The organism is Yonghaparkia sp. Soil809, assembly GCF_001429705.1.
In the GTDB taxonomy this organism is placed as follows: Bacteria; Actinomycetota; Actinomycetes; order Actinomycetales; family Microbacteriaceae; genus Microcella.
The window spans coordinates 883,121-908,501 of sequence record NZ_LMSV01000001.1 but is presented as its reverse complement, the minus strand read 5'-3'; the positions used below and the strand labels follow the sequence as shown (position 1 = coordinate 908,501).

The following is a 25,381-nucleotide window of genomic DNA, read 5'->3' as shown; positions in this document are numbered from 1 at the left end:
GCTCGCTTTTCTCGACGCGCCGCCCGGCGCACACTGAGACTCAGCGGGCCCCGCGGCGCCGTGCGGTGTGCGCACGGCCAGGCCCCTCAGCACGGAGGCTGACAGGCTGATGACCATGAGCACCCCGATCGATCACCCGCGCGCCGCCGAGCACGTGGCGCTCGAGCCGCTCGCCGACGAGGCCGTCGCGCTCGTGCGCCGCTGGCTCGACGAGGCCGGCGACGCCAAGCCCGACGCCGCGGCCGCGCGCCTCGCCGGCCTGCTGAAAGACCCCGACGGCCTGCACTTCGCGATCGGCTTCGTCGACCGCGTGGCGCGGCCCGAAGACCTGCGTGTCGCAGCCCGCGACCTCGAAGAGCTCAGCGAGCGCATCCCGAAGTTTCTGCCTGCCCCGCTGCGCGGCCTCATCGCCGTCGGCGGCGGGTTCGCGCGCTTCCTGCCGAACCCGATCATCCCGATCTCGCGCCGCGTGCTGCGCGGCATGGTCGGCCACCTCATCGTCGACGCGAGCGACGCGAAGCTCGGCGCGACGCTCACGACGCTGCGCGAGAACGGCGACCGACTCAACATCAACCTGCTCGGCGAGGCGGTGCTGGGCGACGCCGAGGCAGACAAGCGCCTGGCGGGCATCCACGCCCTCGTCGCTCGCGACGACGTCGACTACGTGTCGGTCAAGGTCTCGTCGATCGTCAGCCAGCTGTCGATGTGGGCGTTCGACGAGACGGTCGCGCGCGTCGTCGAGCGGCTCGTGCCGCTCTACGAGGAGGCGGCCCGCAGCGGCACGTTCCTCAACCTCGACATGGAGGAGTTCCGCGACCTCGACCTCACGATCGCCGTCTTCGAGCGCCTGCTCGACCGGCCCTCGCTGCAGCAGTACGAGGCCGGCATCGTGCTGCAGGCCTACCTGCCCGAGGCGGTGCCGGCGCTCGAGCGGCTCACCGCGTGGGCGCAGCGCCGCCGGGCCCTGGGCGGTGCGGGCATCAAGGTGCGCGTCGTGAAGGGCGCGAACCTCGCGATGGAGCGGGTCGACGCCGCCGTGCACGGCTGGCCCGTCGCGGTGCTGCCGAGCAAGCAGGCGAGCGACGCCAACTACAAGCGCGTGCTCGAGCTCGCCCTGCGCCCCGACCGCGTCGACGCCGTGCGCATCGGCGTCGCGGGCCACAACCTCTTCGACATCGCCTGGGCGCACCTGCTCGCCGGCTCGCGCGGCGTCTCGAATCGCGTCGAGTTCGAGATGCTGCTTGGCATGGCGCCCGACCAGACCGAGGCGGTGCGCCGCACGGTCGGCTCGCTGCTGCTCTACACGCCCGTGGTGCACACCGAGGACTTCGAGTCGGCCATCAGCTACCTGATCCGCCGCCTGGAGGAGAACGCGAGCACCGAGAACTTCCTCTCCGGAGCCTTCGAGCTCGCGAACTCGCACCAGATCTTCGCGCGCGAGCAGAGCCGCTTCCTCGCCTCGCTCGCCGACCTCATCGACCACCCGGGCGCGCCCGAACCGCACCGCGTGCAGAACCGGCTGACGGGGGCGGATGCTCCGCGCGAGCTGCCCCTCGGCGCGACCGCCGCCTCGCTCGGCGTGCGCGAGAACTTCGACAACGAGCCCGACACCGACCCGGCGCTGCCCGCCAACCGGGAGTGGGGCCGCGCGATCCTCGCGCGCGCCGCCGACTCGCAGCTGGGTGCCGACGCCGTGGCCGCCGCCGCGATCGCGACGCCCTCGGCCCTCGAGCGCGAGATCGCGGATGCCCGCACCGCAGCATCCGCCTGGGCCTCTCGCTCGGCCGACGACCGCGCCGACGTGCTGCACGCCGCGGGCCGCATGATGGCCGCGCGTCGCGCCGAGCTGCTTGAGGTCATGGTCGCCGAGGCCGGCAAGACGCTCGCCGAGGGCGACCCCGAGATCAGCGAGGCGATCGACTTCGCCCACTACTACGCCGAGAGCGCGCGCGAGCTGGCGCGCGTCGACGGGGCGCGGTTCGAGCCGGTGCGGCTGACGGTCGTCGTGCCGCCGTGGAACTTCCCCGTCGCGATCCCGGCCGGGGGAGTGCTCGCGGCGCTCGCCGCGGGCAGCGCCGTCATCATCAAGCCCGCGCCGCAGGTGCGCCGCTGCGCCGCGGTCATGGTGCAGGCGCTGTGGGATGCGGGCGTGCCGCACTCGGTTCTCAGGCTCGTCGACGTGCCCGAGAACGCGCTCGGCCAGCAGCTCATGAGCCACCCGGCCGTCGACCGCGTCGTGCTCACGGGAGCCTTCGAGACGGCGGCGCTGTTCCGCTCGTGGAGGGCCGACCTGCCGCTGCTCGCCGAGACGAGCGGCAAGAACGCGATCATCGTGACGCCCTCGGCCGATTTCGATCTCGCCGCCGCCGACCTCGCGCGCTCGGCGTTCGGCCACGCGGGGCAGAAGTGCTCGGCGGCGTCGCTCGGCATTCTCGTCGGGTCGGTCGCCGATTCGCCGGCGTTCCGCCGTCAGCTGGTGGATGCTGTGCGCACGCTGCGCGTCGGCTCTCCCCTCGACCCCACCACGGTCGTCGGCCCGCTCATCGAGCCCGCGTCGGGCAAGCTGCTGCGCGCCCTGACGGAGCTCGCGCCGGGCGAGGAGTGGCTCATCGAGCCGCAGCGTCTCGACGAGTCGGGTCGGCTCTGGTCGCCGGGGGTGCGGCTGGGCGTCGCGCCGGGCAGCGAGTTCCACACGACCGAGTACTTCGGCCCCGTTCTGGGGCTCATGCGCGCGCGCGACCTCGACGAGGCGCTCGAGCTGCAGAACACGACGCCGTTCGGGCTCACGGCGGGGCTGCACTCGCTCGACGTGTCCGAGGTCGACCACTGGGCCGAGCACGTCGAGGCCGGCAACCTCTACGTCAACCGCGGCATCACGGGCGCGATCGTGCGCCGCCAGCCGTTCGGAGGCTGGAAGCGCTCGAGCGTCGGCGGCTCGACGAAGGCCGGCGGGCCGTCGTACGTCGCGGGCTTCGGCACGTGGATGCCCGTCGCGCGCTCGCCGAAGCAGAACCTGAGCTTCCGAGGGCTGAGCGCGCCCGTGCGCCGCGTGCTCGAGGCGGCGCAGCCGGGGCTCGACTTCGCGGGGTTCGACTTTGCGCGCGCAGGGGCGCTCTCAGACGAGCGCGCGTGGGCCGACGAGTTCGGAGTCTCGCGCGACGTGAGCGACCTCGGGGTCGAGCGCAACGTGCTGCGCTATCGGGTGCCGACCGAGCCGGTCGTCGTACGGCTCGCGGCCGGCGGGTCGTCAGGTTCGCTCGTCCGCGTGCTGCTCGCCGCGGTGCGGGCGGGGGCGCCCGTCGCGGTGTCGACGCCGATCGCGCTGCCGTCGGCGCTGCTGTCGCTCGCGGAGGAGTTCGACTCGCCGCTCGCCGCGGCCTCGTTCGTGATCGAGAGCGATGCGGCGTTCACGGAGCGCGTCGTCGCCGAGCGGCCGGCGCGCATCCGCCTCATCGGTGGTGACGGCGGTGCGGCCGATCAGGCGCGCGAGCTGTTCGCCGCCCTCGACGGAGACCCCGACGTCGCGATCTGGTCGGGCCCCATCACGGCCGCGGGTCGGGTCGAGCTGCTGCCGTTCGTGCGCGAGCAGTCGGTGAGCGTCACGGCGCACCGCTTCGGCAACCCGTACCCCGCGCTCGCCGAGCTGCCGCTGTAGGGCGGTCGCGCGCACGGCCGCGCCGCGGTCGACGACGCCTCGCGTCGTTTGCCGCGCCCGCTTCGTTGCGAGCAGGTCCTTCCGCCCGGTGCGTGTGCACTGACTCCGGCGATCGGGGGCCGCGCCCCCGCCGTTCTGTGGCGGTGCGGGCCTCGCAAGCCGGAACTCCGGAGTTGGTGCACGCGCCCTTCCAGAAGTGCGGATGGGGTGAATCGCGGTCGGCCGCTCCGCACTGTCAGAAGTCTGCAGCGCAGAGGGCCGGCACCCCCGCCGCGAGCGCCTGGGCGCGAGGTCGAGGGCGCTGAGCGAAGCGAAGGCGCGGCGGCTCAGGCTCGCAGCGCGGCGCGCACGAGAGCCAGTGCGGCGTCGTCAGGCAGGCCGAGGCGGCGGGTGCGGGCGACGAACTCGCGCGCCGCATCCTGGGCCTGGCGCTCGGTCGGGTCGCCCTGGGGCGCGACGAACGAGCCGGCGCGACCGCGGGTCTCGATGATCCCGTCGGCCTCGAGCTCGCGGTAGGCGCGCGCGACGGTGTTGACGGCGAGGCCGAGCTCCTCGGCGAGGGCGCGCACCGTCGGCAGCTTCGCGCCGCCCGCCAGCGCCCCCGACGCGACCGCGTCGCGCACCTGCACGCGCAGCTGCTCGAACGGCGGGGTCGCCGAGCGCGGATCGATCGTGACGATCATGAGCCGAGGCTACCCGCGCGGCATTCCGCGGTTGAGCCGAAATGTGGCGAGTGAGCTAGAACATTTCGGCCCAACCGCCACATTCCGGCTCAAGCGCGAGGACGGGAGGACATGGCNCCCCCGGGAAGCTCTCGCGCGGGAGCGCGGCGAGCAGCGACGAGTTGATGCGCGCCTGCGGGCGGGCTGCACCGGCCCAGCGGGCGGCGAGCTCCGGCGGAGCATCCTGGCAGCAGGCGGGGTCGGGGCAGGTCGACTCGCCGCGCCGCGTCGTCTCGCGCCCGCGGAACCACTTCACGTGCGCGAAGGGGGTTCCGACCGAGATCGAGAACTCGCCGGCCGACCCCGACTCGATGCGCGACGTGCACCAGTACGTGCCCGTCGGCTTGTCGGTGTACTGGTGGAACGGGCTGAAGCGGTCCGGCTCCTCGAACACCTGCCGCGCCGACCACTTGCGGCACACCGACTGGCCTTCGACGGCGCCGAGCGCGTCGGTCGGGAAGCGCACCGAGTCGTTCTCGTACGCCTTCGACAGCACGCCCGACGCCAACACCTTCAGGAAGTGGACCGGGATTCCCAGATGCTCGGTCGCGAGGTTCGTGAACCGGTGCGCGGCGGTCTCGTACGACACCGCGAACCGGTCGCGCAGATCCTCCACGGCGAGCTCGCGCTTCGCCTTCGCCGCTTGCAGGAACGCCACCGCGTCGCCCTCGGGCACGAGCAGCGCCGCCGCGAGGTAGTTCGACTCGACGCGCTGCCGCAGGAACTCGGCGTACGACGTCGGCTCGGGCCGCTGCAGCACGTGCGCCGCGAGCGCCTGCAGCAGGTTCGTGCGCGGGTCGCGCCCCGGCGCGTTCTGCACCGGCAGATAGATGCGCCCGTTCTCGAGGTCGGTGACCGACCGCGTCGACGGCGGCAGGTCCGTGACGTAGTGCAGCGTGAAGCCGAGGTGCGCGGCGAGCTCGGCGGCGAGGCGCTGCGAGAGCGGACCGCCCGCGTGCCCAATGGCCTTCAGCAGGTCGGCCGCGGTCTGCTCGAGCTCGCCGAAGTAGTTGCCGCGCGCCCGCATCTCGCCGCGCAGCGCCGCGTTCGCGCGTCGCGCCTCCTCCGGCGTCGCCGCGCGCTCGCGGTGCACCCGCTCGAGCTCGGCATGCAGGGCGAGAATCGTGCGAATCGCATCGTCCGAGAGCGACTTGCGCACCGGCAATGACGGGATGCCCAGGGCCGCGAACAGCGGACCCTCCTGTACCCGGGTCAGCGCGATCTCGAGCGCCGCCCGCCCCGTGGGAGCCTCGGAGCTCAGCAGCCTCTCGAGGCTCACGTCGAGCGCCCGCGCGATCGCCTGCAGCTCGCCGAGCTTCGCCTCGCGCTTGCCGTTCTCGAGCACCGAGACGTGCGAGGTCGCGACGCCGATCCGCTCGCCGAGCTCGGCGAGGGTCAGCCCGGCGTCGGAGCGGAGCTGGCGGATGCGGCGGCCGAGCGTGAGGGAGTCGAGCACCTCTTCAGCGTGGCCGGGGGTCTGAGCGCGGTCGAGCATGCGACGAGCATCCCACGCCCCGCATTTCGGGCCAACCGAAAAAGCCGGAAATTTCAGTAGATCTTTCGGGGCTCGAGGGCCCGTTCTTCGGCGAGCGTGGACTCACGGCGGCAGACAGCCCGCCCCGACCAGCCCCGCACGACACGCGGGCACACCGAAGGAGCAGCCCCGATGAGCACCCAGCACCGCACCGGCGACCAGACGCAGACCGCCGCCGAGCTCGAGACCGCGTGGAAGACCGAGGCCCGCTGGTCGGGCGTGCAGCGCGACTACTCCGCTGAGGACGTCATCGCGCTGCGCGGCACCGTGCAGGTCGAGCACACGCTCGCCCGCCGCGGCGCCGAGAACCTGTGGAACCTGATCCACACCGAGAACTACGTCAACGCCCTCGGCGCCCTCACCGGCAACCAGGCAGTGCAGCAGATCCGCGCTGGCCTCAAGGCGATCTACCTCAGCGGCTGGCAGGTCGCCGCCGACGCCAACCTCAGCGGCCAGACCTACCCCGACCAGAGCCTCTACCCCGCCAACTCGGTGCCCGCGGTCGTCAAGCGCATCAACAACGCCCTGCGTCGCGCCGACCAGATCGCCGCCGCCGAGGGCACCTCGTCAGGTGCGGACGGCGGCATCGACTGGCTCGCCCCGATCGTCGCCGACGCAGAGGCCGGCTTCGGCGGGCCGCTGAACGCCTACGAGCTCATGACCTCGATGATCGAGGCCGGCGCCGCGGGCGTGCACTGGGAGGACCAGCTCGCGAGCGAGAAGAAGTGCGGACACATGGGCGGCAAGGTGCTCATCCCGACCCAGCAGCACATCCGCACCCTCAACGCCGCGCGCCTCGCGGCCGACGTCGCGGGCGTGCCGAGCATCATCGTCGCGCGCACCGACTCGCTCGCCGCCGACCTCGTCACGAGCGACATCGACGAGCGCGACCGCCCGTTCCTCACGGGCGAGCGCACCGAGGAGGGCTTCTTCCGCACCCGTCCCGGCATCGAGACCGTGCTCGCCCGCGGCCACGCCTACGCCCCCTACGCCGACCTGCTGTGGGTCGAGTCGAGCGAGCCCGACCTCGAGCTCGCGCGCACCTTCGCCGAGAGCATCCACAAGGAGTTCCCCGGCAAGAAGCTCGCGTACAACTGCTCGCCGTCGTTCAACTGGAAGCGCCACCTCGACGACGACACCATCGCCAGGTTCCAGAACGAGCTCGGCGCGATGGGCTACGCGTTCCAGTTCATCACCCTCGCCGGGTTCCACTCGCTCAACCACTCGATGTTCGAGCTCGCGCGCGGCTACAAGGAGCGCCAGATGAGCGCCTACGTCGAGCTGCAGGAGGCCGAGTTCGCCTCCGAGGCAGGCGGCTACACGGCGACCAAGCACCAGCGCGAAGTCGGCACCGGCTACTTCGACCGCATCGCGACGGCGCTCAACCCCGAGAGCGCGACGCTCGCGCTCGTCGGCTCGACAGAGGCGCAGCAGTTCCACTAGGCCTGCGCCGGGCATCCCCTTCTTTCACCGACACGACTCATCTGAGACGAGACGATCATGACCACGTCCACCATCGCCGACCACCAGCTGACCATCGCGGGCCCCATGCGCCCCCGCTACGACGAGATCCTCACCCCCGAGGCGCTCGCGTTCGTCGCCGAGCTGCACCGCCGCTTCGCGGGCACGCGGCACGAGCGGCTCGCCGACCGCATGCGCGCCCGGTACGACCTGGGCAACGGGCGCGACCTGCGCTTCCTGCCTGAGACGGCGGATGTCCGTGAGGACGACTCCTGGCGCGTCGCGGGAGCAGGCCCCGGCCTGGAGGACCGGCGCATCGAGATCACGGGCCCGACCGACCCGAAGATGACGATCAACGCCCTCAACTCGGGCGCGAACGTCTGGCTCGCCGACCTCGAGGACGCCACGAGCCCGACGTGGGGCAACATCGTGGAAGGGCAGCTGTCGCTGTTCGACGCGATCCGCGAGCGGCTCGAGTTCACCGCCCCCGGCGTCGACGGCGCCCCCGGCAAGGAGTACCGCGTCACCGCCGAGCGCACGCCCACGATCGTGATGCGCCCGCGCGGCTGGCACCTCGTCGAGAAGCACATCGAGTACACCGACCGCTCGGGGCTGCGCCTCGCCGCGAGCGCGAGCCTCGTCGACTTCGGGCTCTACGCCTTCCACAACGCGGCCGAGCTCGTCGCCCGCGGCCGAGGCCCGTACTTCTACCTGCCGAAGCTCGAGAACCACCGCGAGGCCCGGCTCTGGAACGACGTCTTCACCTTCACCGAGCAGCGCCTCGGGCTCGACCACGGCACCATCCGCGCGACGGTGCTCATCGAGACCTTCCCCGCGGCGTTCCAGATGGAGGAGATCCTGTTCGAGCTCCGCGACCACTGCGCGGGCCTCAACGCCGGCCGCTGGGACTACGTGTTCTCGATCATCAAGAACTACCGGGGTCGGGGCCAGTGGTTCGTGCTGCCCGACCGCGACCGCATCCTCATGACCCTGCCGTTCATGCGGGCGTACACCGAGCTGCTCGTCAAGACGTGCCACAAGCGCGGCGCTCACGCGATCGGCGGGATGAGCGCGTTCATCCCGAACCGCCGCGACCCGGAGGTCACGGAGCGCGCGCTCGAGCGCGTCGCCGCCGACAAGCGCCGCGAGGCCGGCGACGGCTTCGACGGCTCGTGGGTCGCGCACCCCGACCTCATCCCCGTCGCGCGGGCCGAGTTCGACGCCGTCCTCGGCGACCGCCCGAACCAGCTCGACCGGCAGCGCGACGACGTGCACGTCACGGCGCGCGACCTGCTCGACGTGCGCTCGGCCGGGGGCGAGGTCACCCTCGCTGGCGTGCGCGCGAACATCGCGATCACCATCCGGTACCTCGACTCGTGGCTGCGCGGCATCGGCGCCGCCGCGATCGACAACCTCATGGAGGACGCCGCGACCGCGGAGATCAGCCGCTCGCAGCTGTGGCAGTGGATCCACCAGGATCACGTCACCGTCGAGGGCGAGACGATCACGCGCGGCCTCGTCGAGGGGATGCTCGCCGAGGTGCTCGCCTCGCTGCCGCACGCGCCGGGCAGCCGCCTGGCCGAGGCGGAGGAGCTCTTCCGCACCGTGACCCTCCACGAGGACTTCCCGACCTTCCTCACGGTGCCGGGCTACACGCGGTACCTGGTCGAGCCGGCCGAGGCCGCGCCGGCGAGCCATGAGCAGCAGGAGGCGCGCGCCGCGTAGGACCCCGTCGACCGCGCGTACGACTACTCGTGCGCGCGGTCGACGAGCCGCGAGAACACGATCGCCGACCGCGTGTGGTCGACGTTGGGCGCCGACCGCACGCGCTCGAGCGCTTCCTCCATGCTCGGGATGTCGCGCGACCGCAGCCGCACGATCGCGTCGGCGTCGCCCGTGACGGTGCCGGCCTCCACGACCTCGGGCACGGCGAGCAGGATGCGCCGCAGCTCCTCCGGCGCGACCGTGCCGCGGCAGAACAGCTCGACGTACGCCTCGACGGCGAGGCCCTCGACGGCCGGGTCGACCTGCACGGTGAAACCGCGGATCACGCGCTCGGCGACGAGCTTGTCGACGCGGCGCTTCACGGCCGAGGCGGAGAGTCCGACGACGTCGCCGATGTCGCCGTAGCCGGCGCGGGCGTTCTGACGCAGCTGATCGATGATGCGCGAATCGATGGCGTCCATGGGCTAACGGTAGGCGACTCGGCGGCGCGGCGGGGCATCCGCACGCACGAATGCTGCGCCGCCGTGAGTTCGCCGGCGCGGGTGGCGTTTCCCGATTGGTAAGGCTAGCCTTACCTGTGGCAGCGTCGCCGTGTCCTGCACCTCCTCCCCTCCCTCTCCTCCGGAGTCCTTCCATGCGCTCGTCCCGCCCACTCGCCCTGCTCGCCCTGCCCGTCGCCGGCCTGCTGCTCGCCGGCTGCGCCGCGACCCCCGCCGAGGAGGAGGCGGCGTTCACGCTGTACTCCGGCCGCGATGAGGACCTCGTGCAGCCGCTCATCGACGCGTTCACCGAGGAGACCGGCATCCAGGTGGACGTGCGCTACGGCAACACCCCGGAGATGGCCGCGCTGCTGCTGGAGGAGGGCGACGCGACTCCCGCCGACGTCTTCCTCTCGCAGGACGCCGGCGCGCTCGGCGCCTTGAGCGACGCCGAGCTGTTCGCGACGCTCCCGGACGACATCACGGGCGCCGTGACCCCCGAGTTCAGCTCGACCGACGGCAGCTGGGTGGGCGTCACGGGTCGCGCGCGCGTCGTCGTGTACGACGGCGAGCGCCTGAGCGCCGACGAGCTGCCCGACTCGATCGACGGCTACGTCACCGATGAGTGGCGGGGCCGACTGGGCGTCGCGCCGACGAACGCGAGCTTCCAGTCGTTCATCACCGCGCTGCGCGTCATCGAGGGGGAGGACGCCGCCGAGCAGTGGGCCGAGGCGCTCTCGAACAACGACCCGCAGATCTTCGAGTCGAACGTGCCGATCCTCACCGCGGTCAACGACGGAGCGCTCGAGGCGGGCCTCATCAACCACTACTACTGGTTCCGTCAGGCGGCCGAGGTCGGCGCCGACAACATGCGCGCGCAGCTGAAGTTCCTCACCCCGGGCGATGCGGGCTCGATCGTCAACGTCACGGGCGCTGGCCTCCTGAGCGGCGCGGCCGAGAACGAGGACGCCCGTGCCTTCATCGAGTACCTCGTGTCGCAGGCGGGCCAGGAGTACTTCGTGAACGAGACCTTCGAGTACCCGCTCGTGCCCGGCATCGAGGCCGCCGAGGGTCTGCCCGCTCTCGAGTCGCTCGTCACGCCCGACTTCGACCTCAGCGACCTCGACTCGCTCCAGCAGTCGCAGGAGCTGCTGTCGCGCGTCGGCCTCATCTAGCCCCTCGAACCGGCCGCCGCGGGGCTTTCGACCCTGCCGGCTCCCACCCACCGAATGGTCGAATAGCCCCATGACGCTCGCGCCGCAGACCGCGGCGGCCCCCGATCCGGCGGCCACCGCGGCGCCGCCGCACCCGAGGGCGGATGCCCGAGACGCGTCGAGCGCGACTCGGCCGCCGCTCTGGCTCGTGGTGCTCGCGTCGCTCGCCGCCCTCGCCGCGAGCATCCCCCTCGTCTATCTGGTGGTGCGCGGGGGCGAGTCGGGCTTCGACCGCATCGTCGAGACCCTGACCCGCGGGCGCGTGCTGGAGTACGCCGCGAACTCGCTCGGCCTCGCGGCGGCGACGACGGCGACCGCGCTCGTCCTCGGCACGGCGGTAGCGTTCACGCTGTCGCGGCTGCGGGTGCCGTTCCCGAGGCTGTGGCTGCTGGCCTCGGCGCTGCCGCTCGCGGTGCCGTCGTTCCTCGCCGGCTACGGGTGGCTCGTGCTGGCGCCGAGCATGCAGGGGTTCGTGCCGAGCTGGCTGCTGCTGTCGGCGGTGACGATGCCGTACGTGACGCTGCCGGTCGCGGCCGCCCTGCGCGGGGCATCCGGCGACCTCGAGGGCGTCGCGCGTACGCTCGGCCGCGGGCCGCTCTCGGCGTTCTTCGTCGCGACGTGGCCGCAGGTGCGGCCGGCGGCGATCGCGGGCGGGCTGCTCGTCGCGCTCTACGCGCTGAGCGACTTCGGTCTCGTGGCGATGATGCGCTTCCCGACCCTGACGTGGGGCATCAATGCCGCGTACTCGGCGAGCTTCGACCGGGCGCAGGCGGCCATCCTCGCCCTGCTGCTCGTCGTGCTCGCGCTGCTCGTCGTGCTCGGTGAGCGCACGGCTCGCGGCCGGGTGCCGCGCGCGGCGGCCCGCGCCGTCGCCCCCCGGACGATCGGGCGGGGGATGCTCCTGTCGCTGCTCCCCGTCGTCGCCGCCGCTCCCGTCGTGGGCGTCGCGATCCCGCTCCTGGGTCTCGCGACGCGACTGGTGCAGGCCGAGACGCTGCGCGAGCTCGACGTGCCGCGCCTGCTCGCGGCGGTCGGCTCGACGGTGGGGGTCGCGCTCGCGGCTGCCGCGCTCGCGGTCGTCCTCGCGCTGCCCATCGCGGCGCTCGCCGCCCGCTTCCGCGGCCGGCTCGTCTCGGCCATTGAGTCGGTGGGCTATCTCGGCCACGCGCTGCCCGGCATCGTGGTCGGCCTGTCGCTCGTGTTCTTCTCGCTCGCGGTGCTGCCCGCGCTCTACCAGAGCGTCGCGGTGCTCGTCTTCGCGTACGCGGTGCTGTTCATGCCGAAGGCGATCGGCACGATGCGGTCGGGGCTGGCCGACGTGCCGGTGGCGCTCGTGTCGGTGGCGCGCACGCTCGGCGATTCGCCGCTGCGGGCGTGGTGGCGCGTGACGGTGCCGCTCGCGCTGCCGAGCGTGGGCATCGGCGCCCTGCTCGTGGCGATCGCGACCATGAAAGAATTGCCGGCGACGCTGCTGCTGCGGCCGACGGGAATCCAGACGCTCGCCACCGAGTTGTGGAACAGGACGGTCGTGTTCGAGTTCGGCGCCGCCGCCCCCTACGCCGCGGTGCTCGTCCTGATCGCGGCGGTCCCCGCCATGGTGCTCTCGGGCATCCGCAGCACCGCCAAGGAGGAGTTGTGAGCGACCTCGTCGTGTCCGGCGCGAGCGTGACCCACGGGTCGACGCTCGCCGTCGACGACGTGTCGATGACGATCCGCTCGGGCGAGCTCGTCGCCGTGCTGGGCCCGTCGGGCTGCGGCAAGACCTCCCTGCTGCTCGCGATCGCCGGCCTGCTTCCCCTCCGCGACGGGTCGATCGCGATCGGCTCGCGCGAGCTGTCGCGCCCGGGCCGCGTGGTGCCGCCCGAGAAGCGCGGCATCGGCTGGGTGCCGCAGGAGGCCTCGCTCTTCCCGCACCTGACGGTCGGCGAGAACATCGGCTTCGCCGTGCCGGGTGGCCGCGGCGGCGGCGGTGCTCGCGGGCGCGCCCGCGCCGAGCGCATCGCCGAGCTCGCTCAGCTCGTCGGCCTCGGCGCCCTCACGAACCGCGCCCCCAACCAGCTCTCGGGCGGGCAGGCGCAGCGCGTCGCCCTCGCCCGCGCCCTCGCCCCGCGGCCCGACGTCCTCCTGCTCGACGAGCCGTTCGCCGCGCTCGACACCCAGCTGCGCACGGTCCTGCGCCGAGAGGTCGCCGAGCTGCTGCGCGCCCAGGGCACGACCTCGATCCTCGTGACGCACGACCAGGAGGAGGCGCTGACCCTCGCCGACCGCGTCGCGGTGCTGCGCGACGGGCACCTGGAGCAGTTCGGCACGCCGGAGGAGATCTACCAGCAGCCGGCGAGCGACTGGGTCGCCCGATTCGTCGGCGACGTCGTCGAGCTCGACGGAGCCTGGCGCGGCGGCCGCGTGACCTGCGCACTCGGCAACGTCGAGGCGGCGGCGGTCGGCTTCACGCCCGCCGACGGCGACACCGTGCGGCTCATGCTGCGCCCCGAGTGGATCGTCCCGCGCCCCGACCTGCTCGCGCACGCCGCTGCGGGGGCGGATGCCCGGGTCGCCTCGATCTCGTACGCCGGCCACGACGCGATGCTGAGCTGCGATCTCACCGCGGGTCTCACGGTGCGCATGCGCATGGCGGCCGTCGACCTGCCGCAGGTGGGGGAGGACCTCCGCCTCGCCGTGCAGCGGCCGGGGCTCGCGTTCCCCGTGCCGGCGTAGTCGCGCGAGCCTAGGCTGACCGGGTGACTGACGCCGCGCCCCTCCCGAACCCGGCCGCGCCCCTGCCCGACCCCGCCGCGCTCGACGCCGCCGACCCGCTCGCCGCGGTCGTCGACCGCTTCGTGCCGGGCGACGACCTCGTCGCCTACCTCGACGGCAACTCGCTCGGGAGGCCGCTGCGGGCGACGCTCGACGCGCTGCCCGACTTCGTGCGCACGCAGTGGGCCGGGCGACTGATCCGCGGCTGGGACGAGGGCTGGCTGTCGCTGGGCGAGCGCCTCGGCGACCGCATCGGCGCCGCGTGCCTGGGCGCCGCATCCGGTCAGACGATCGTCGCCGATTCGACCACGGTGCTCATCTTCAAGCTGCTGCGCGCCGCGATCGCGGCCCGCCCCGGGAGGACGGAGCTCGTGATCGCGCGCGACGAGTTCCCGACCGACCGGTTCATCGTTGAGCGGCTCGCCGACGACCACGGGCTCACGGTGCGGTGGCTCGAGGTCCCGCACGGCGGCGGCGTGACCCCCGAGCTGATCGCCGAGGTCGTGAGCGAGCGCACGATCGCCGCACTCCTCGGCGGCGTCGCCTACCGCAGCGCGTGGTGGGCAGACATGGCCGCCGTCACGGGCGTCGTGCAGGCGCACGGCGCGCTCGTCATCTGGGACTGCTCGCACGCGGTCGGCTCCGTGCCGCTCGAGCTCGACGCGTGGGGCGTCGACATGGCGGTCGGATGCTCGTACAAGTACTTGAACGGAGGCCCGGGCGCCCCCGCCTGGGCCTACGTCGCCGCGCGGCACCAGGCGCAGCTGCGCAACCCCATCCCCGGGTGGCTGGGCGCGGCGGAGCCGTTCAGCATGACGGCCGGGTTCGAGCCCGCGCCGGGCATCCGTCGCCTGGTCAGCGGAACCCCGCCCATCATCGGCATGCAGCCGATCGCCCACATGCTCGACGAGATCGAGGCGGCGGGCATGCCCGCGGTGCGGGCGAAGTCGGTCGCGCTGACCGGGTTCGCGATCGCGCTCGTCGACGCCCTGATCCCGGATGCCGTGGTCGCCTCGCCGCGCGATCCCGCGCGTCGCGGGGGCCACATCACGGTCGACCATCCGAACGCTCGGCGCGCCGTCGAGCGACTCTGGGCCGAGGGGGTCATCCCCGACTTCCGCCACCCGAGCGGGGTGCGCCTCGGGCTGTCTCCGCTCAGCACGAGCTTCGCGGACGTCGAGCGGGGCATCCGGGCGCTCGCGGCGGCGCTCGCCGACTGAGCCGCCCCGCACCGAGAGACGCCGGAAGCGCCCCTACTTCTTCCCGAGCGCCGCGAACTTCGCGATCGACAGCGGCACGAACACGAGGAGCAGCACCGCGATGCCGATGAGCACGGTGAGGATGGGATTCTGGGCCGTCCACGCGTCGCCGACGGGCGTTCCCGCGGGCACGTTGCCGAACAGCTCGCGCGCCGACTGCACGAGCGCCGAGACGGGGTTCCACTCCGAGAAGATCCGCAGCGGGGTGGGGAGGTTCTCGGTGGGCACGAACGCGTTCGAGATGAACGTGAGAGGGAAGAGCACGAGGAACGACACGTTGTTGATGATCTCGGGGCTGCGCACGCTCATGCCGAGGAAGGCCATGAGCCATGAGAACGCGTAGGCGAACAGCAGCAGCAGCGCGACCCCGGCGAGGAACCCCCCGAGCGACGACTCGACGCGCCAGCCGACGATGAAGCCGGTGCCCATCATGACGAGCATCGACAGCCCGTTGATGACGAGGTCGCCGTTGGTGCGCCCGACGAGCACGGCCGCACCGCTCATCGGCAGGGTGCGGAAGCGGTCGATGATGCCGTCCTTGAGGTCCTGCGCCATCGCCGAGCCCGAGTAGGTCGAGCCGAACACGACGGTCTGGGCGAAGATGCCCGCCATGAGGAACGACGTGTACCCGCCGGGCACGTCGATCGCGGCGCCGAAGACGTAGGTGAACAGCAGTACGAACATGATCGGCTGCAGCAGCGTGAACACGAGGATGTCGGGCACCCGGATGATCTTCATGAGGTTGCGGCGCGTGGCGACCCACCCGTCGCTGAGGAACCTCCCGATCGCCGTCCCCGGCTCCGGTTGCAGGGTCGCGGATGCTCCGCGCGCGCCGAGCCCGCCCGTCGAGCCGGCCGTCCCGCTCGATCTCACGGTGCTCATGCCGCCCCCTTCCCGCCCTCGCCCGGATCCTCCGCCGCGTGCCCGGTGAGCTGAAGGAAGACGTCGTCGAGCGTGGGTCGTCGCATGCCCGCGTCGTGGAGGGCGATGCCCGCGGCGGTCACCTCGCCGACGATGCGGCTGAGGGCGGTCGGGCCGTCCTCGACGGGCACGACCCAGGTCTTGCCCTCGTTCGACGGCACCGCCTCGCCCGCGCCGTAGCGCTGGAGGATGCCGCGCACGACCTCCGTCTCGTCGGCCTCGACGAGCGTGAGCGCGACGCGCGGCCCGCCGACCGACGCCTTGAGCTCGTCGGCGGTGCCCTCGGCGATCACGCGGCCCTCGTCGATGACCGAGATCGAGTCGGCGAGACGATCGGCCTCCTCCAGGTACTGCGTGGTGAGGAGCACGGTCGTCCCGCCGCTCACGAGGCTCTCGATGACATCCCACAGCGCCAGTCGGCTGCGCGGGTCGAGGCCCGTGGTCGGCTCGTCGAGGAAGAGCACCGGCGGGTTGATGACGAGCGCGCCCGCGAGGTCGATGCGCCGGCGCATGCCGCCGGAGAAGCCCTTGACCACGCGGTTCTGCGCCTCGACGAGGTCGAAGAGCTCGATGAGCTCGCGCGCCCGCTGCTTCGCCCGCTTCGCGCCCAGGTGGTAGAGCCGGCCCACCATCTCGAGGTTCTCGAAGCCCGTGAGGTTCTCGTCGACGGCGGCGTACTGGCCGCTCGCGCCGATCATGCGCCGCACCCGCTCGGGGTCGGCGAGCACGTCGACGCCGTCGATGACCGCCGAGCCGGAGTCGGGGCTGATGAGCGTCGTGAGCACCTTGACGGTGGTCGTCTTGCCGGCGCCGTTGGGGCCGAGCAGGGCGGTGACGGTGCCCTGCGGCACCTGCAGCGACAGCCCGTCGAGCGCGCGCACGACCGGGGCGCCCTTCGGGGTGTAGGTCTTGACGAGGTCGCTCGCCTCGATGAACGGCATGCGCGGATGCTACTCCTGGCCGGCGACATCGTGAGGTCTCGTCGTTCTCCCCACCGCTCCCGGCCGACCGTCGGGAGTCGGGCGTAGCCTGGCCCGGTGAGCGAGCAGACCGTGCTGTCCCCCGAGCTCCTGCACGGCATCCGCGATCGCGCCCCCGACCACGACGCTCGCAACTCGTTCTTCTTCGACGACCTGACCGCGCTGCGCGAGGCCGGGTACCTCCGACCGCGCAGCCTCACGGCCGCGGCCCGCGACCAGCGGATGCTCGCCGCGCACGCTCCCGCGACGGCGCTCGGCATGACCATGCACCTGGTCTGGATGGGCGTCGCCCGCGACCTCGCCGCCGCCGGCGACGACAGCCTCGCGTGGGTCGCGCGCGACTGCGAGGCGGGCGAGCTCTTCGCCTTCGCGATCAGCGAGGCCGGCAACGACCGCGTCATGACCGACTCGGTGACGCGCGTCGACCGCGTGCCCGGTGCAGCAGACGGCTCCGGCGCCGGCTGGTCGTTCACCGGCAAGAAGATCATCACGAGCCTGAGCCCGGCGTGGACGAGGCTCGGCGTGCTCGGCCGTCACGACCCCGCCGACGCCGATCCCGCGATCGTCCACGGCTTCCTCCTGCGCGAGTCCCCGGTCTCGACCCCCGACCGCCTCGAGCTGCACCCCGCACCCGGCATCGCGCTCACCCCCGACTGGGATTCGCTCGGCATGCGAGCGACCCAGAGCTGGACGACCCGGCTCGACGCGGCGTTCATCCCGGACGAGCGCGTGTCGCGCATCCTGCCCGTCGGCCCCACGCTCGACCCGTTCCTCCTCGCGATCTCGGCGAACTTCCTCACCCTCATGGCCGCCGTCTACGCCGGGCTCGCCGACCGCGCCCTCGAGCTCGCCGTCGAGTCCGCCCACCGGCGCACGAGCCTCAAGAACGGGGGAGCGCCCCAGTCGGCCGACCCCGACATCCGATGGCGGGTGGCGGATGCCGCGCTCGCGCTCGACGCGCTGGCCCCGCAGATCGAGGCCGTCTGCCGCGATCGCGACGCGGGTCTCGACCGGGGTGCGCGGTGGTTCCGCGACCTGGCGGGGCTCAAGCAGCGCGCCGTCGTCACCGCGCGCGAGGTCGTCGACCAGTGCATGCACATCGCCGGGGGTGGGGCCTATCGCGCGGGCGACGAGCTCAGCCGCCTGCAGCGCGACGTGCTCGCCGGCATCTACCACCCGAGCGACCCGGAGAGCGTGCACGCGACGGTCGCGGCCGACCTGCTGGGGCCGCTGCCGTGAGCGCCGCACCCTCTGATCGCGACGCGCCCGACGTCGAGCCCACCGACCTCCCCGCCGCGGCCCTCGCCGGCGTCGACCTGCGCGTCGGCTGCTACGGCATCGTCCACGACGAGCGCGGTGTGCTGCTCGCCCACTGGCGCGAGGGCGCCTACGGCGGTTGGACCCTCCCGGGCGGCGGCATGGAGCCGGGCGAGCACCCCGAGCAGACGGTCGTGCGCGAGGTGAAGGAGGAGACGGGCTTCGACGTGCGCGTCGACGGGATCCTCGGCGTCGGGTCGATCATCATCCCGGGCGCGAAGCGGATCCCCGGCCCCGGCCGCGACCTGCAGGGGCTGCGCATCGTCTACCGCTGCACGATCGTCGGTGGCGCGCTCGCCGTCGAGCAGGAGGGCACGACCGACGACGTGCGCTGGTTCGCCCTCGACGAGGTCGCCGGCCTCGAGCGCGTCGAGCTCGTCGACGACGGGCTTCGTTACGCGGGCCTCGCTCTGCCGACCGACGACGACGGCCGCGCGCCGGCCTGGTCGTAGACGGGAGTCTGAGCATGCGCGAGTTCGACGTGACGATCGGGGGCGGCGTCCTGCACGCATACGACTCCGGCACCGGCGGCGCGCACGCCCTGCCCGTCGTCTGGCACCACGGAACCCCGAACATCGGCACGCCGCCGCGGCCCCTCCTCGACCACGCCGACCGGCTGGGCCTGCGACTGGTCGGGTACGACCGGCCCGGCTACGGCGGCTCGACTCCGCGCCCCGATCGCACCGTAGCGAGCGCGGGGGCCGACACCGCGGACGTCGTCGACGCGCTCGATGCCCCCGACGCGGCCGGCGCGCGGCCGGGCCGCCCCTTCGCCGTCCTCGGCCACTCCGGCGGCGGCCCGCACGCCCTCGCCTGCGCCGCGCTCCTTCCCGATCGCGTCGTCGCGGCGGTCAGCATCTCCGGCCTCGCCCCCTACGACCCCACGCGCGACGCCGACTGGTTCGCCGGGTTCAGCGATCTCGGCGCCGCCTCGCTGCGCGCCGCCGTCGCGGGTCGCGCGGCGAAGGAGGAGTACGAGTCGGTCGAGCACGAGGGCGACATGGGCTTCATCGCCGCCGACGGCGCGGCCTTCGACGGCGAGTGGGGCTGGATCATGGAGGTCGTCCGCCCCGCCCTCGCCGCCGGCCCCGCCCCGCTCATCGACGACGACCTCGCGTACGTCCGCGACTGGGGCTTCGCGCCGAGCAGCATCCGCTCGCCCGTGCGGCTCGTGCACGGCGGCCTCGATCGGATGGTGCCGGCCGCGCACTCCGCGCAGCTCGCGCGGAGCATCCCGCACGCCGTCATCGATCTCACGCCCGACGACGGCCACATCTCGATCCTGCGTCGCGCGGCCGCCGCGCTCGAGTGGATCGCGGCGCAGAGAGACGAACGTCCGAATGAGTCGTGAGAGGGAGGAGCAGCCGTGACCGCTCAGATCACCATCGAGGTCGTGCACATCGACGAGTGCCCGAACTGGGCGGAGACCGCGGAGGACCTCCGCGCCGTGCTCTCCGAGCTGGGCCGCGCCGACCTCGCCGTCGTCGTGCGACGCGTGACGACCGGGAACGAGGCGCTCGCCGCGGGCTTCGCGGGCTCGCCGACGATCCTCCTCGATGGCGACGACCCGTTCCCGCACGGCGAACCGACGGGCGAGCTCGCGTGCCGCGTCTACCTGACCGAGGCGGGGCTCCGCGGCCGGCCGAGCCGCGAGCAGCTGCGCGCCCTGATGGCCGAGCGACTCGCCGGCTGACCTCAGTCCGACCCGCGATCCGACACCCCGACAGGGGTCGTGCGACCTGTGCGCCGCGGGTCTACCCTGGCCGTGCAACGACCGCGCGCCGGCGGAGCACGAAGCTCGTGCGAGGCGCGCGAGGCTCCCGTGCGGTCGTGGAGGAGGTCTCTGGACCGTGCGCACAGCATCCCTGACCGACACCGGATCGGTGTCGATCCCGCCCCGCACGACGCGCGGCACCGATGAGAAGCGGCGGATGCTCCTCCGCTCCCTCCTCGTCGTCCTCGCGGTCGGCCAGCCCGTGTCGTCGCTCGTGTTCGACTGGCTCTCACCGACGACGCTGCAGTCGGGGGCGGAGTTCTCTCCGCTCGTCCCGCCCGGAGCCTGGTTCGCGATCTGGGGCGTGATCATCCTGCTGGGCCTCGCCTACGCGCTCGCGCAGGCCCGGCCGTCGACGCTCACCGCGCTGCCGAGCATTCGCGACCGCGTCGCCGGGCCGCTGGGCGTCGTCTTCGCGTGCTTCGGCCTGTGGCTCGCGACCGCCGCGCTCGGGCAGGACAACCCGCTCGGCCTCGTCGTCTTCGTCGTCATCATCAGCGCGCACGTCGTCGCCTGGACGCGCGTCGTGCGCGCCCGCGACGAGCTCGCCGCCTGGAACCCGCTCGAGCGCGGCCTGCTCTACGGCCTCCTCGGCACCTACTCGGGCTGGACGTCGATGGCGTTCTTCGTGCAGATCGGCACGGTCGTGCAGGGGTCGGGCGCGCCCGTCGACACCGCGTGGGGTCAGACCTGGCAGCTGCTCGTGCTGCTCGCCGCGAGCGGCCTCGCGGTCGCCTTCGTGCTCGGCTCGCGCGCGTCGATCGTCTACGCCGCGACCGTCACCTACGCGCTCATCGGCGTCGGCATCAGCGCCGGCGCGGCGGGACTCACCGTGCTCGTCGTCGCGTGCGTCGTCGGGGTCACGCTGGTCTGGGCATCCGTCGTCGTCATCAGAGCAGTGGATGCCCGGCACCCCGTCCCCGTGCCGCCGGGGTCAGCGCGCCGCTAGTCGATCCAGCCGAGCTCGCGCAGCCACTCCGCGCAGTCGCGCGTCCAGTTCCGGGCGATCCCGGCCTCCTCCTCGCCGTCGATGCCGTCGACGAGCCCGAGCCCGTGCCGGCCGCGCGGGTAGACGTGCAGCGCGTGCGGCACGTCGTGCGCGGCGAGCGCCCGCCCGAGCAGGTAGCTGTGCTCGACGGGCACGGGCTCGTCGGCCGCGGTGTGCCAGATGAACATCGGCGGCGCTCCCCGCGTCACGAGCCGGTCGATCGACAGAGCGCGGCGCGCCCACGGCCAGGCGCGCAGGCCGATCAGCTGCTCGCGCGAGCCGCGGTGCGTGGGCAGTTCCATCGACACCACGGGGTAGCCGAGCACGGCCGCGTCGACGAGCCCGCTCACGGCGGCGTGGCCGGCGAGGTGGCCGCCGGCGGAGAAGCCGACGATGCCGACGCGCTCGACGCCGTGCGCCCGCAGCTCGCCGATGTGCCGCCGCACCGCGTGGAACGGCCCCGGGTGCCGCGTCCGCACCGGGTACTCGAGCACGCTCGCCTCGAGCCCGAGTCCGCGCAGCCACTCGGCGACGGGCTCGCCCTCGTGCGGGGCGAGGCGCGCATAGCCGCCGCCCGGCAGCACGACGACGTGCGTGCGCGGACGATCGGCTGAGGCGGTCATCGTGCGCTCATCACCGCGTTGAGCAGCTGGTCCCAGTCGACGCCGACCTCGGGCCGCCACGAGTCGAGGCGGTTGGTGAGCGCCACGACGCACAGGCCGGCGTCGCGCGACATCCAGAACTGCGTGCCCGTCCAGCCCGTGTGGCCGAACAGCGAGTGGTCGAGCAGGCCGGGCCGGTGCGGCAGGTTCCAGGCGAGCCCGAAGTCCTCGAAGCGCTTGATCGGGTCCTCGTCGAGCACCGGCAGGCCCGAGGTGCGCGGCCGCAGCATCGCTCCGAGGGTGACGGGCGCCACCACGCGCCCGTCACCGGCGAGCAGAGACTGCCCGATCGCCAGGAGGTCGTGCACCGTTCCGACCGCGCCGGCCGCCGGGTGGCGGGCGGCGAACACGAGCGACGGGTCGTGGCCGGCGAGGTCGGCGTCGTGGATCTCGTGCGCGTCCGCCGGGTCGAACGAGAGCGTGCCGGTGCCGGCCGCATCCGCCATCTCGGTGAAGAGGTCGACGAACTCGGCGCCCGTCGCGTGCTCGAGGATCGCGACGGCGCCCTCGAAGGCGAGGTTGTTGTAGCGGCGCACGGTGCCCGGCACCGATTCGAGCAGCGCGGTCGCGAGCGCCTCCCGCAGCGACGCCGGCCCGCCCGAGCCGCCGCCGAGCTCGTGGTCGACGATGCCGGAGGTGTGGCTCAGCAGCCGGCCGAGGGTCGCGGCGCCCGCGGGGGCCTGCGGCAGGGCATCCCGCAGCAGGGTCTCGCTCGTCAGCAGACCGCGCTCGATCGCGCGCGCGATCGTGAGGCCCGTGAGCGGCTTCGTGACCGAGTAGAGGGCGTAGCGGTCGTCGACGGTCGCGGTGCGGCCGCCGTCGGAGCCGAACGCCTCGAGTGCGAGCACCCCGTCGGCCGAGCACACGCCGAGCACGCCCGTGGGCAGCTGGCCGGAGTCGACGCGGGCGCGCATCCAGTCGATGGCGTGGCCGAAGGTGCGGGTCATGGGCTGCTCCTGTGGTGACGGCGCCGGTCAGCGCACGCGCGCGATGACGTCGCGGGCGATGAGGTCGAGGTGGTCGAGGTCGGTCATGTCGACGGTCTGCAGGTAGATGCGGGATGCGCCCAGGCCCCGCAGCCGCTCGATCTTCGCGGCGACCTCGTCGGGCGTGCCGACCAGACGGGCGTCGTGCGGCGACTCCGGGTCGATGCCGACGGCCTCGCAGCGCCGGCGGAGCGTCGCCGCGTCCTCCGCGACGATCGTCGGCAGCGCGACCGACAGCTCGAGCGTGTCGGGATCGCGCTCCTCCTCGAGGCACACCGAGCGCACGTTGGCGAACGTCGAGGCGACCGTCGCCTCGTCGACGAAGCCGATGTTGAACTCGGTCGCGTAGCGGGCGGCGAGCTGCGGGGTGCGGCGGGGGCCGCCGCCTCCCACGATGACGGGGATCTGTCGCTGCGCGGGCTTCGGCAGTGCGGGCGCGTCGAGCAGCGAGTAGTGGTCGCCCTCGAACGAGAACGTGGCGCCGTCGGGGGTGGCCCAGAGGCCCGTCACGATCGCGAGCTGCTCCTCGAGCATCCCGAATCGCTTCTCGGGGAAGGGGATGCCGTAGGCCGCGTGCTCCTTCGCGAACCAGCCGGTGCCGAGGCCGAGCTCGACGCGGCCGCCCGACATGCCATCGACCTGCGCGACCTGAATGGCGAGGATGCCCGGCACCCTGTACGTCGCCGACGACACGAGCGTGCCGAGCCGCACCCGGGAGGTCTCGCGCGCGAGGCCGGCTAGCGTCGTCCACGCGTCGGTCGGGCCGGGCAGCCCGTCGCCGTCGCCCATGACGTGGTAGTGGTCCGAGCGGAACCAGCCGTCGAAGCCGAGCGCCTCGGCGCGCTGCGCGTGGGCGAGCTGCGTCTCGTAGTCGGCGCCCTGCTGGGGCTCGGTGAACGCGCAGAACTGCATGGATGCTCCTCCTGGAGTGCGGCGGTACGTCGAGCCTAGAAGAGTGTGGGCGCGGGCTCCGGCGCTCGCTCAGCGCGAGTCAAGAGGGAGAAGAACGTGCGGTTGATGAAGACGAGGCTTCTGCCGGCCTTGACGGAGATGAGAACCTCGGCCTCGGTCAGGATCTTGAGCCACTTTGTCGCCGTCGGTCGCGTGACGTCGCATCTCTCCATGACCGTCGTGATCCGGCAGTAGGGCTGCTCGAACAGCACGTCCAGAAGGTCCGCGTTCGCTCCACTGGGGAGCACGGCCCGCAGTTCCCCCTGCATCTCGCGATAGAGCGCCTGGATATCGNCCTCCCATGCCGCCTCGGCGGTCACGGCGAGAAGCAGCCGGTAGTACTCCGCCTTGTTCTGGACGATGTAGCGAGAGAGGTACAGGATCGGCTCGCTCAGCAGCCCACGGTCGATGAGAAGAAGGATGTTGACAATCCGTCCAGTACGCCCGTTGCCGTCCGAGAACGGGTTGATTGCTTCGAATTGATAGTGAGCAAGCGCCATGACGACGAGCGGATCGAGGGCGGTCGAGGTGTGGACGAAGCGCGCCCACGCATCCAACCGCTCCATGAGGAGGCGCTGGCCATCGGGAGGTGTATAGATCGCCTCGCGGGTGGCCGGATTTCCGATGAACGTCCCCGGAAGGTCTCTCACCCTCATCTCGCGGGCCTGAAGGGTGGAGCAGATGGTGATCAACGTCGTCGCCGACAGTGGTCTATCACGAACTCTGCGAACTCCGTCGAGCAGCGCCACGCGGTATCGGAGCGCTTCCTTCGCCTCGGGTCGCGTCGAATCCTCGTCGAGCTGATCGGCCGCGAAGAGTTCGTCGGCGGTTGTGACGATGTTCTCGATCTCAGAGCTCGCCTGCGCTTCGAGAAGTGGAATGGAGTTGAGCAGAACCCTCGGGTTCGGGATGCGTCGAGCCGCCTGGTCGAGCGAGGCAAGAGCGGCTCTCGCCTCTGCGACCTGCTTGAGGATGCGCTTTGACTCGACATCGATCGGCGGAGGCAGATCCGGCAGATCGTTGTAGGGGCTGTTCGGCGTCCAGACCATAGTGAAAGATTAGATGCACGTCGTCAGTTCATGTAAAAAATCGCCCCAGATTTTGCAATAACTAGTGCAGGAAACAAGATCTTGCTCATAGCGACGCGGTTGCAGCCGCAGCCGTTCCGGCCCGTTGTGCCACTGCTAGCGTTCGCCCATGAAGACGATCGGCCTCCTCGGCGGCATGAGCTGGGAGAGCTCGGCGCTCTCGTACCGGCTCATCAACGAGGAGGTGCGCGACCGTCTCGGCGGCTTCCACTCGGCGCGGACCCTCATGGTTTCGATCGACTTCGCCGACATCGAGGCTATGCAGGCGGCGGGCGACTGGGCGGCGGCCGGGCGGATGCTCGCGGAGGCGGCCCGCTCGCTCGAGCGCGGCGGCGCCGACTTCATCATGCTGTGCACGAACACGATGCACCTCGTCGCCGACGAGATCGAGCGGGCGGTAAGCATCCCCTTCCTGCACATCGCCGACGCGACTGCCGATGCGATCCTCGCGGCTCACGTTCGCACGGCCGCGCTGCTCGGCACTCGCTTCACGATGGAGCAGCCGTTTCTCATCGAGCGCCTCGAGGCGCGGGGCATCGTGGTGCTCGTGCCCGAGACGGTTGACCGGACACTCGTGCACTCGGTCATCTACGACGAGCTCGTCCTCGGGGTTGTGAGCGATGCGTCGCGCGCTGCCTACGTCGCGGTCATCGATCGGCTCGTCGACCGCGGCGCCGAGGGCGTCATCCTCGGCTGTACCGAGATCGAGCTGCTCATCGGCGACGGCGACGTGAGCGTGCCGACGTTCGCGACAACGCGCATCCAGGCGACGGCGGCGGTCGACGCGGCGCTCGCCGGATGAGCGGTCATTGGAGGAGCGCCTCCGCCGCGCGAGCCGCGAAGCCCCGCCACGGTGGAGTCGCTCCGCTGATACGGCTGGGAGGAGGCTGACCGAGGCGGCCCGCGGCCTC

General features: G+C 72.5%; 23 protein-coding genes. 13 read left to right on the top strand and 10 right to left on the bottom strand.

The window, feature by feature from the left end; translation table 11 throughout:
- The first annotated feature begins 115 nt into the window (after nt 1–115).
- Complete coding sequence (locus ASG83_RS04405; RefSeq protein ID WP_055859270.1) at nt 116–3,655, top strand: bifunctional proline dehydrogenase/L-glutamate gamma-semialdehyde dehydrogenase; 3,540 nt, start codon at nt 116–118, stop codon at nt 3,653–3,655.
- A gap of 326 nt (nt 3,656–3,981) precedes the next feature.
- On the opposite strand, the gene ASG83_RS04400 is transcribed toward ASG83_RS04405, so the two are convergent.
- Nucleotides 3,982–4,338 (bottom strand): GntR family transcriptional regulator, encoded by a 357-nt coding sequence (locus ASG83_RS04400; RefSeq protein WP_055857570.1) that lies wholly within the window; start codon nt 4,336–4,338, stop codon nt 3,982–3,984.
- 117 nt (nt 4,339–4,455) lie between these two features.
- The coding region (locus tag ASG83_RS04395; protein WP_156711018.1) for a helix-turn-helix domain-containing protein at nt 4,456–5,872 on the bottom strand (1,417 nt) is incomplete at its 3' end.
- A 171-nt stretch (nt 5,873–6,043) separates the two neighbouring features.
- On the opposite strand from ASG83_RS04395, the gene aceA reads away from it, so the two are divergent.
- Together aceA and aceB are read left to right on the top strand one after the other, a co-directional pair.
- Nucleotides 6,044–7,354 carry an isocitrate lyase gene (gene aceA, locus ASG83_RS04390; RefSeq protein WP_055857568.1) on the top strand — a complete coding sequence of 437 codons (1,311 nt, stop codon included), beginning with the start codon at nt 6,044–6,046 and terminating at the stop codon, nt 7,352–7,354.
- A 57-nt stretch (nt 7,355–7,411) separates the two neighbouring features.
- Nucleotides 7,412–9,097, top strand: coding sequence for a malate synthase A (gene aceB, locus ASG83_RS04385; RefSeq protein ID WP_055857566.1), 1,686 nt, complete (start codon nt 7,412–7,414; stop codon nt 9,095–9,097).
- Between the two features lie 23 nt (nt 9,098–9,120).
- On the opposite strand, the gene ASG83_RS04380 is transcribed toward aceB, so the two are convergent.
- Nucleotides 9,121–9,558 carry an Lrp/AsnC family transcriptional regulator gene (locus ASG83_RS04380; protein WP_055857564.1) on the bottom strand — a complete coding sequence of 146 codons (438 nt, stop codon included), beginning with the start codon at nt 9,556–9,558 and terminating at the stop codon, nt 9,121–9,123.
- A gap of 173 nt (nt 9,559–9,731) precedes the next feature.
- Here ASG83_RS04380 and ASG83_RS04375 point away from each other — a divergent pair, with 173 nt between their 5' ends.
- The 4 genes from ASG83_RS04375 to ASG83_RS04360 all read left to right on the top strand — a co-directional run bounded on the left by ASG83_RS04375 (nt 9,732) and on the right by ASG83_RS04360 (nt 14,764).
- Nucleotides 9,732–10,751 (top strand): iron ABC transporter substrate-binding protein, encoded by a 1,020-nt coding sequence (locus ASG83_RS04375; RefSeq protein ID WP_055857562.1) that lies wholly within the window; start codon nt 9,732–9,734, stop codon nt 10,749–10,751.
- Between the two features lie 70 nt (nt 10,752–10,821).
- Nucleotides 10,822–12,429: an iron ABC transporter permease gene (locus tag ASG83_RS04370; RefSeq protein ID WP_200959260.1), complete on the top strand. Its 1,608-nt coding sequence runs from the start codon at nt 10,822–10,824 to the stop codon at nt 12,427–12,429.
- Nucleotides 12,426–13,505, top strand: coding sequence for an ABC transporter ATP-binding protein (locus ASG83_RS04365; RefSeq protein WP_055857560.1), 1,080 nt, complete (start codon nt 12,426–12,428; stop codon nt 13,503–13,505). The genes ASG83_RS04370 and ASG83_RS04365 overlap by 4 nt, the downstream gene beginning before the upstream one ends.
- Before the next feature lie 23 nt (nt 13,506–13,528).
- Complete coding sequence (locus ASG83_RS04360) at nt 13,529–14,764, top strand: kynureninase (RefSeq protein WP_055857557.1); 1,236 nt, start codon at nt 13,529–13,531, stop codon at nt 14,762–14,764.
- 33 nt (nt 14,765–14,797) lie between these two features.
- Here ASG83_RS04360 and ASG83_RS04355 read toward each other — a convergent pair whose 3' ends face one another.
- Both ASG83_RS04355 and ASG83_RS04350 read right to left on the bottom strand, forming a co-directional pair.
- Entirely contained in the window at nt 14,798–15,685 is an 888-nt protein-coding gene (locus ASG83_RS04355; RefSeq protein WP_082599079.1) for an ABC transporter permease, read from the bottom strand.
- The gene (locus ASG83_RS04350; RefSeq protein WP_055857555.1) at nt 15,682–16,665 is read right to left on the bottom strand and encodes an ATP-binding cassette domain-containing protein; all 984 of its coding nucleotides are present in this window, start codon (nt 16,663–16,665) and stop codon (nt 15,682–15,684) included. Before ASG83_RS04350 ends, ASG83_RS04355 begins: the two co-directional genes overlap by 4 nt.
- A gap of 96 nt (nt 16,666–16,761) precedes the next feature.
- Here ASG83_RS04350 and ASG83_RS04345 point away from each other — a divergent pair, with 96 nt between their 5' ends.
- The 5 genes from ASG83_RS04345 (at nt 16,762) to ASG83_RS04325 (ending at nt 20,744) form a co-directional block, all read left to right on the top strand.
- Entirely contained in the window at nt 16,762–17,943 is a 1,182-nt protein-coding gene (locus ASG83_RS04345) for an acyl-CoA dehydrogenase family protein (RefSeq protein WP_055857553.1), read from the top strand.
- Nucleotides 17,940–18,473: an NUDIX domain-containing protein gene (locus tag ASG83_RS04340; protein WP_156376709.1), complete on the top strand. Its 534-nt coding sequence runs from the start codon at nt 17,940–17,942 to the stop codon at nt 18,471–18,473. Before ASG83_RS04345 ends, ASG83_RS04340 begins: the two co-directional genes overlap by 4 nt.
- A 14-nt stretch (nt 18,474–18,487) precedes the next feature.
- On the top strand, nt 18,488–19,372 hold the full coding sequence (locus tag ASG83_RS04335; protein ID WP_055857551.1) for an alpha/beta fold hydrolase: 885 nt from the start codon (nt 18,488–18,490) through the stop codon (nt 19,370–19,372).
- Between the two features lie 15 nt (nt 19,373–19,387).
- The gene (locus tag ASG83_RS04330; RefSeq protein WP_235451371.1) at nt 19,388–19,714 is read left to right on the top strand and encodes a DUF2703 domain-containing protein; all 327 of its coding nucleotides are present in this window, start codon (nt 19,388–19,390) and stop codon (nt 19,712–19,714) included.
- A 157-nt stretch (nt 19,715–19,871) separates the two neighbouring features.
- Nucleotides 19,872–20,744: a hypothetical protein gene (locus tag ASG83_RS04325; RefSeq protein WP_055857548.1), complete on the top strand. Its 873-nt coding sequence runs from the start codon at nt 19,872–19,874 to the stop codon at nt 20,742–20,744.
- Here ASG83_RS04325 and ASG83_RS04320 read toward each other — a convergent pair.
- The 5 genes from ASG83_RS04320 to ASG83_RS04305 all read right to left on the bottom strand — a co-directional run.
- The gene (locus ASG83_RS04320) at nt 20,741–21,406 is read right to left on the bottom strand and encodes an alpha/beta hydrolase (RefSeq protein ID WP_055857546.1); all 666 of its coding nucleotides are present in this window, start codon (nt 21,404–21,406) and stop codon (nt 20,741–20,743) included. The two genes, ASG83_RS04325 and ASG83_RS04320, sit on opposite strands and share 4 nt — an antisense overlap.
- Entirely contained in the window at nt 21,403–22,392 is a 990-nt protein-coding gene (locus ASG83_RS04315) for a serine hydrolase (RefSeq protein ID WP_055857543.1), read from the bottom strand. Before ASG83_RS04315 ends, ASG83_RS04320 begins: the two co-directional genes overlap by 4 nt.
- A gap of 27 nt (nt 22,393–22,419) precedes the next feature.
- A complete protein-coding gene (locus ASG83_RS04310) occupies nt 22,420–23,343 on the bottom strand; it encodes an LLM class F420-dependent oxidoreductase (protein WP_055857541.1) in 924 nt (307 codons plus the stop codon).
- 35 nt (nt 23,344–23,378) lie between these two features.
- Nucleotides 23,379–23,651 carry a hypothetical protein gene (locus ASG83_RS13390; protein WP_369813385.1) on the bottom strand — a complete coding sequence of 91 codons (273 nt, stop codon included), beginning with the start codon at nt 23,649–23,651 and terminating at the stop codon, nt 23,379–23,381.
- 26 nt (nt 23,652–23,677) lie between these two features.
- On the bottom strand, nt 23,678–24,431 hold a 754-nt coding region (locus tag ASG83_RS04305; protein WP_235460023.1), incomplete at its 3' end, for a Fic family protein.
- A 148-nt stretch (nt 24,432–24,579) separates the two neighbouring features.
- Here ASG83_RS04305 and ASG83_RS04300 point away from each other — a divergent pair.
- Nucleotides 24,580–25,272, top strand: coding sequence for an aspartate/glutamate racemase family protein (locus ASG83_RS04300; RefSeq protein WP_055857538.1), 693 nt, complete (start codon nt 24,580–24,582; stop codon nt 25,270–25,272).
- Nucleotides 25,273–25,381: the final 109 nt, after the last annotated feature.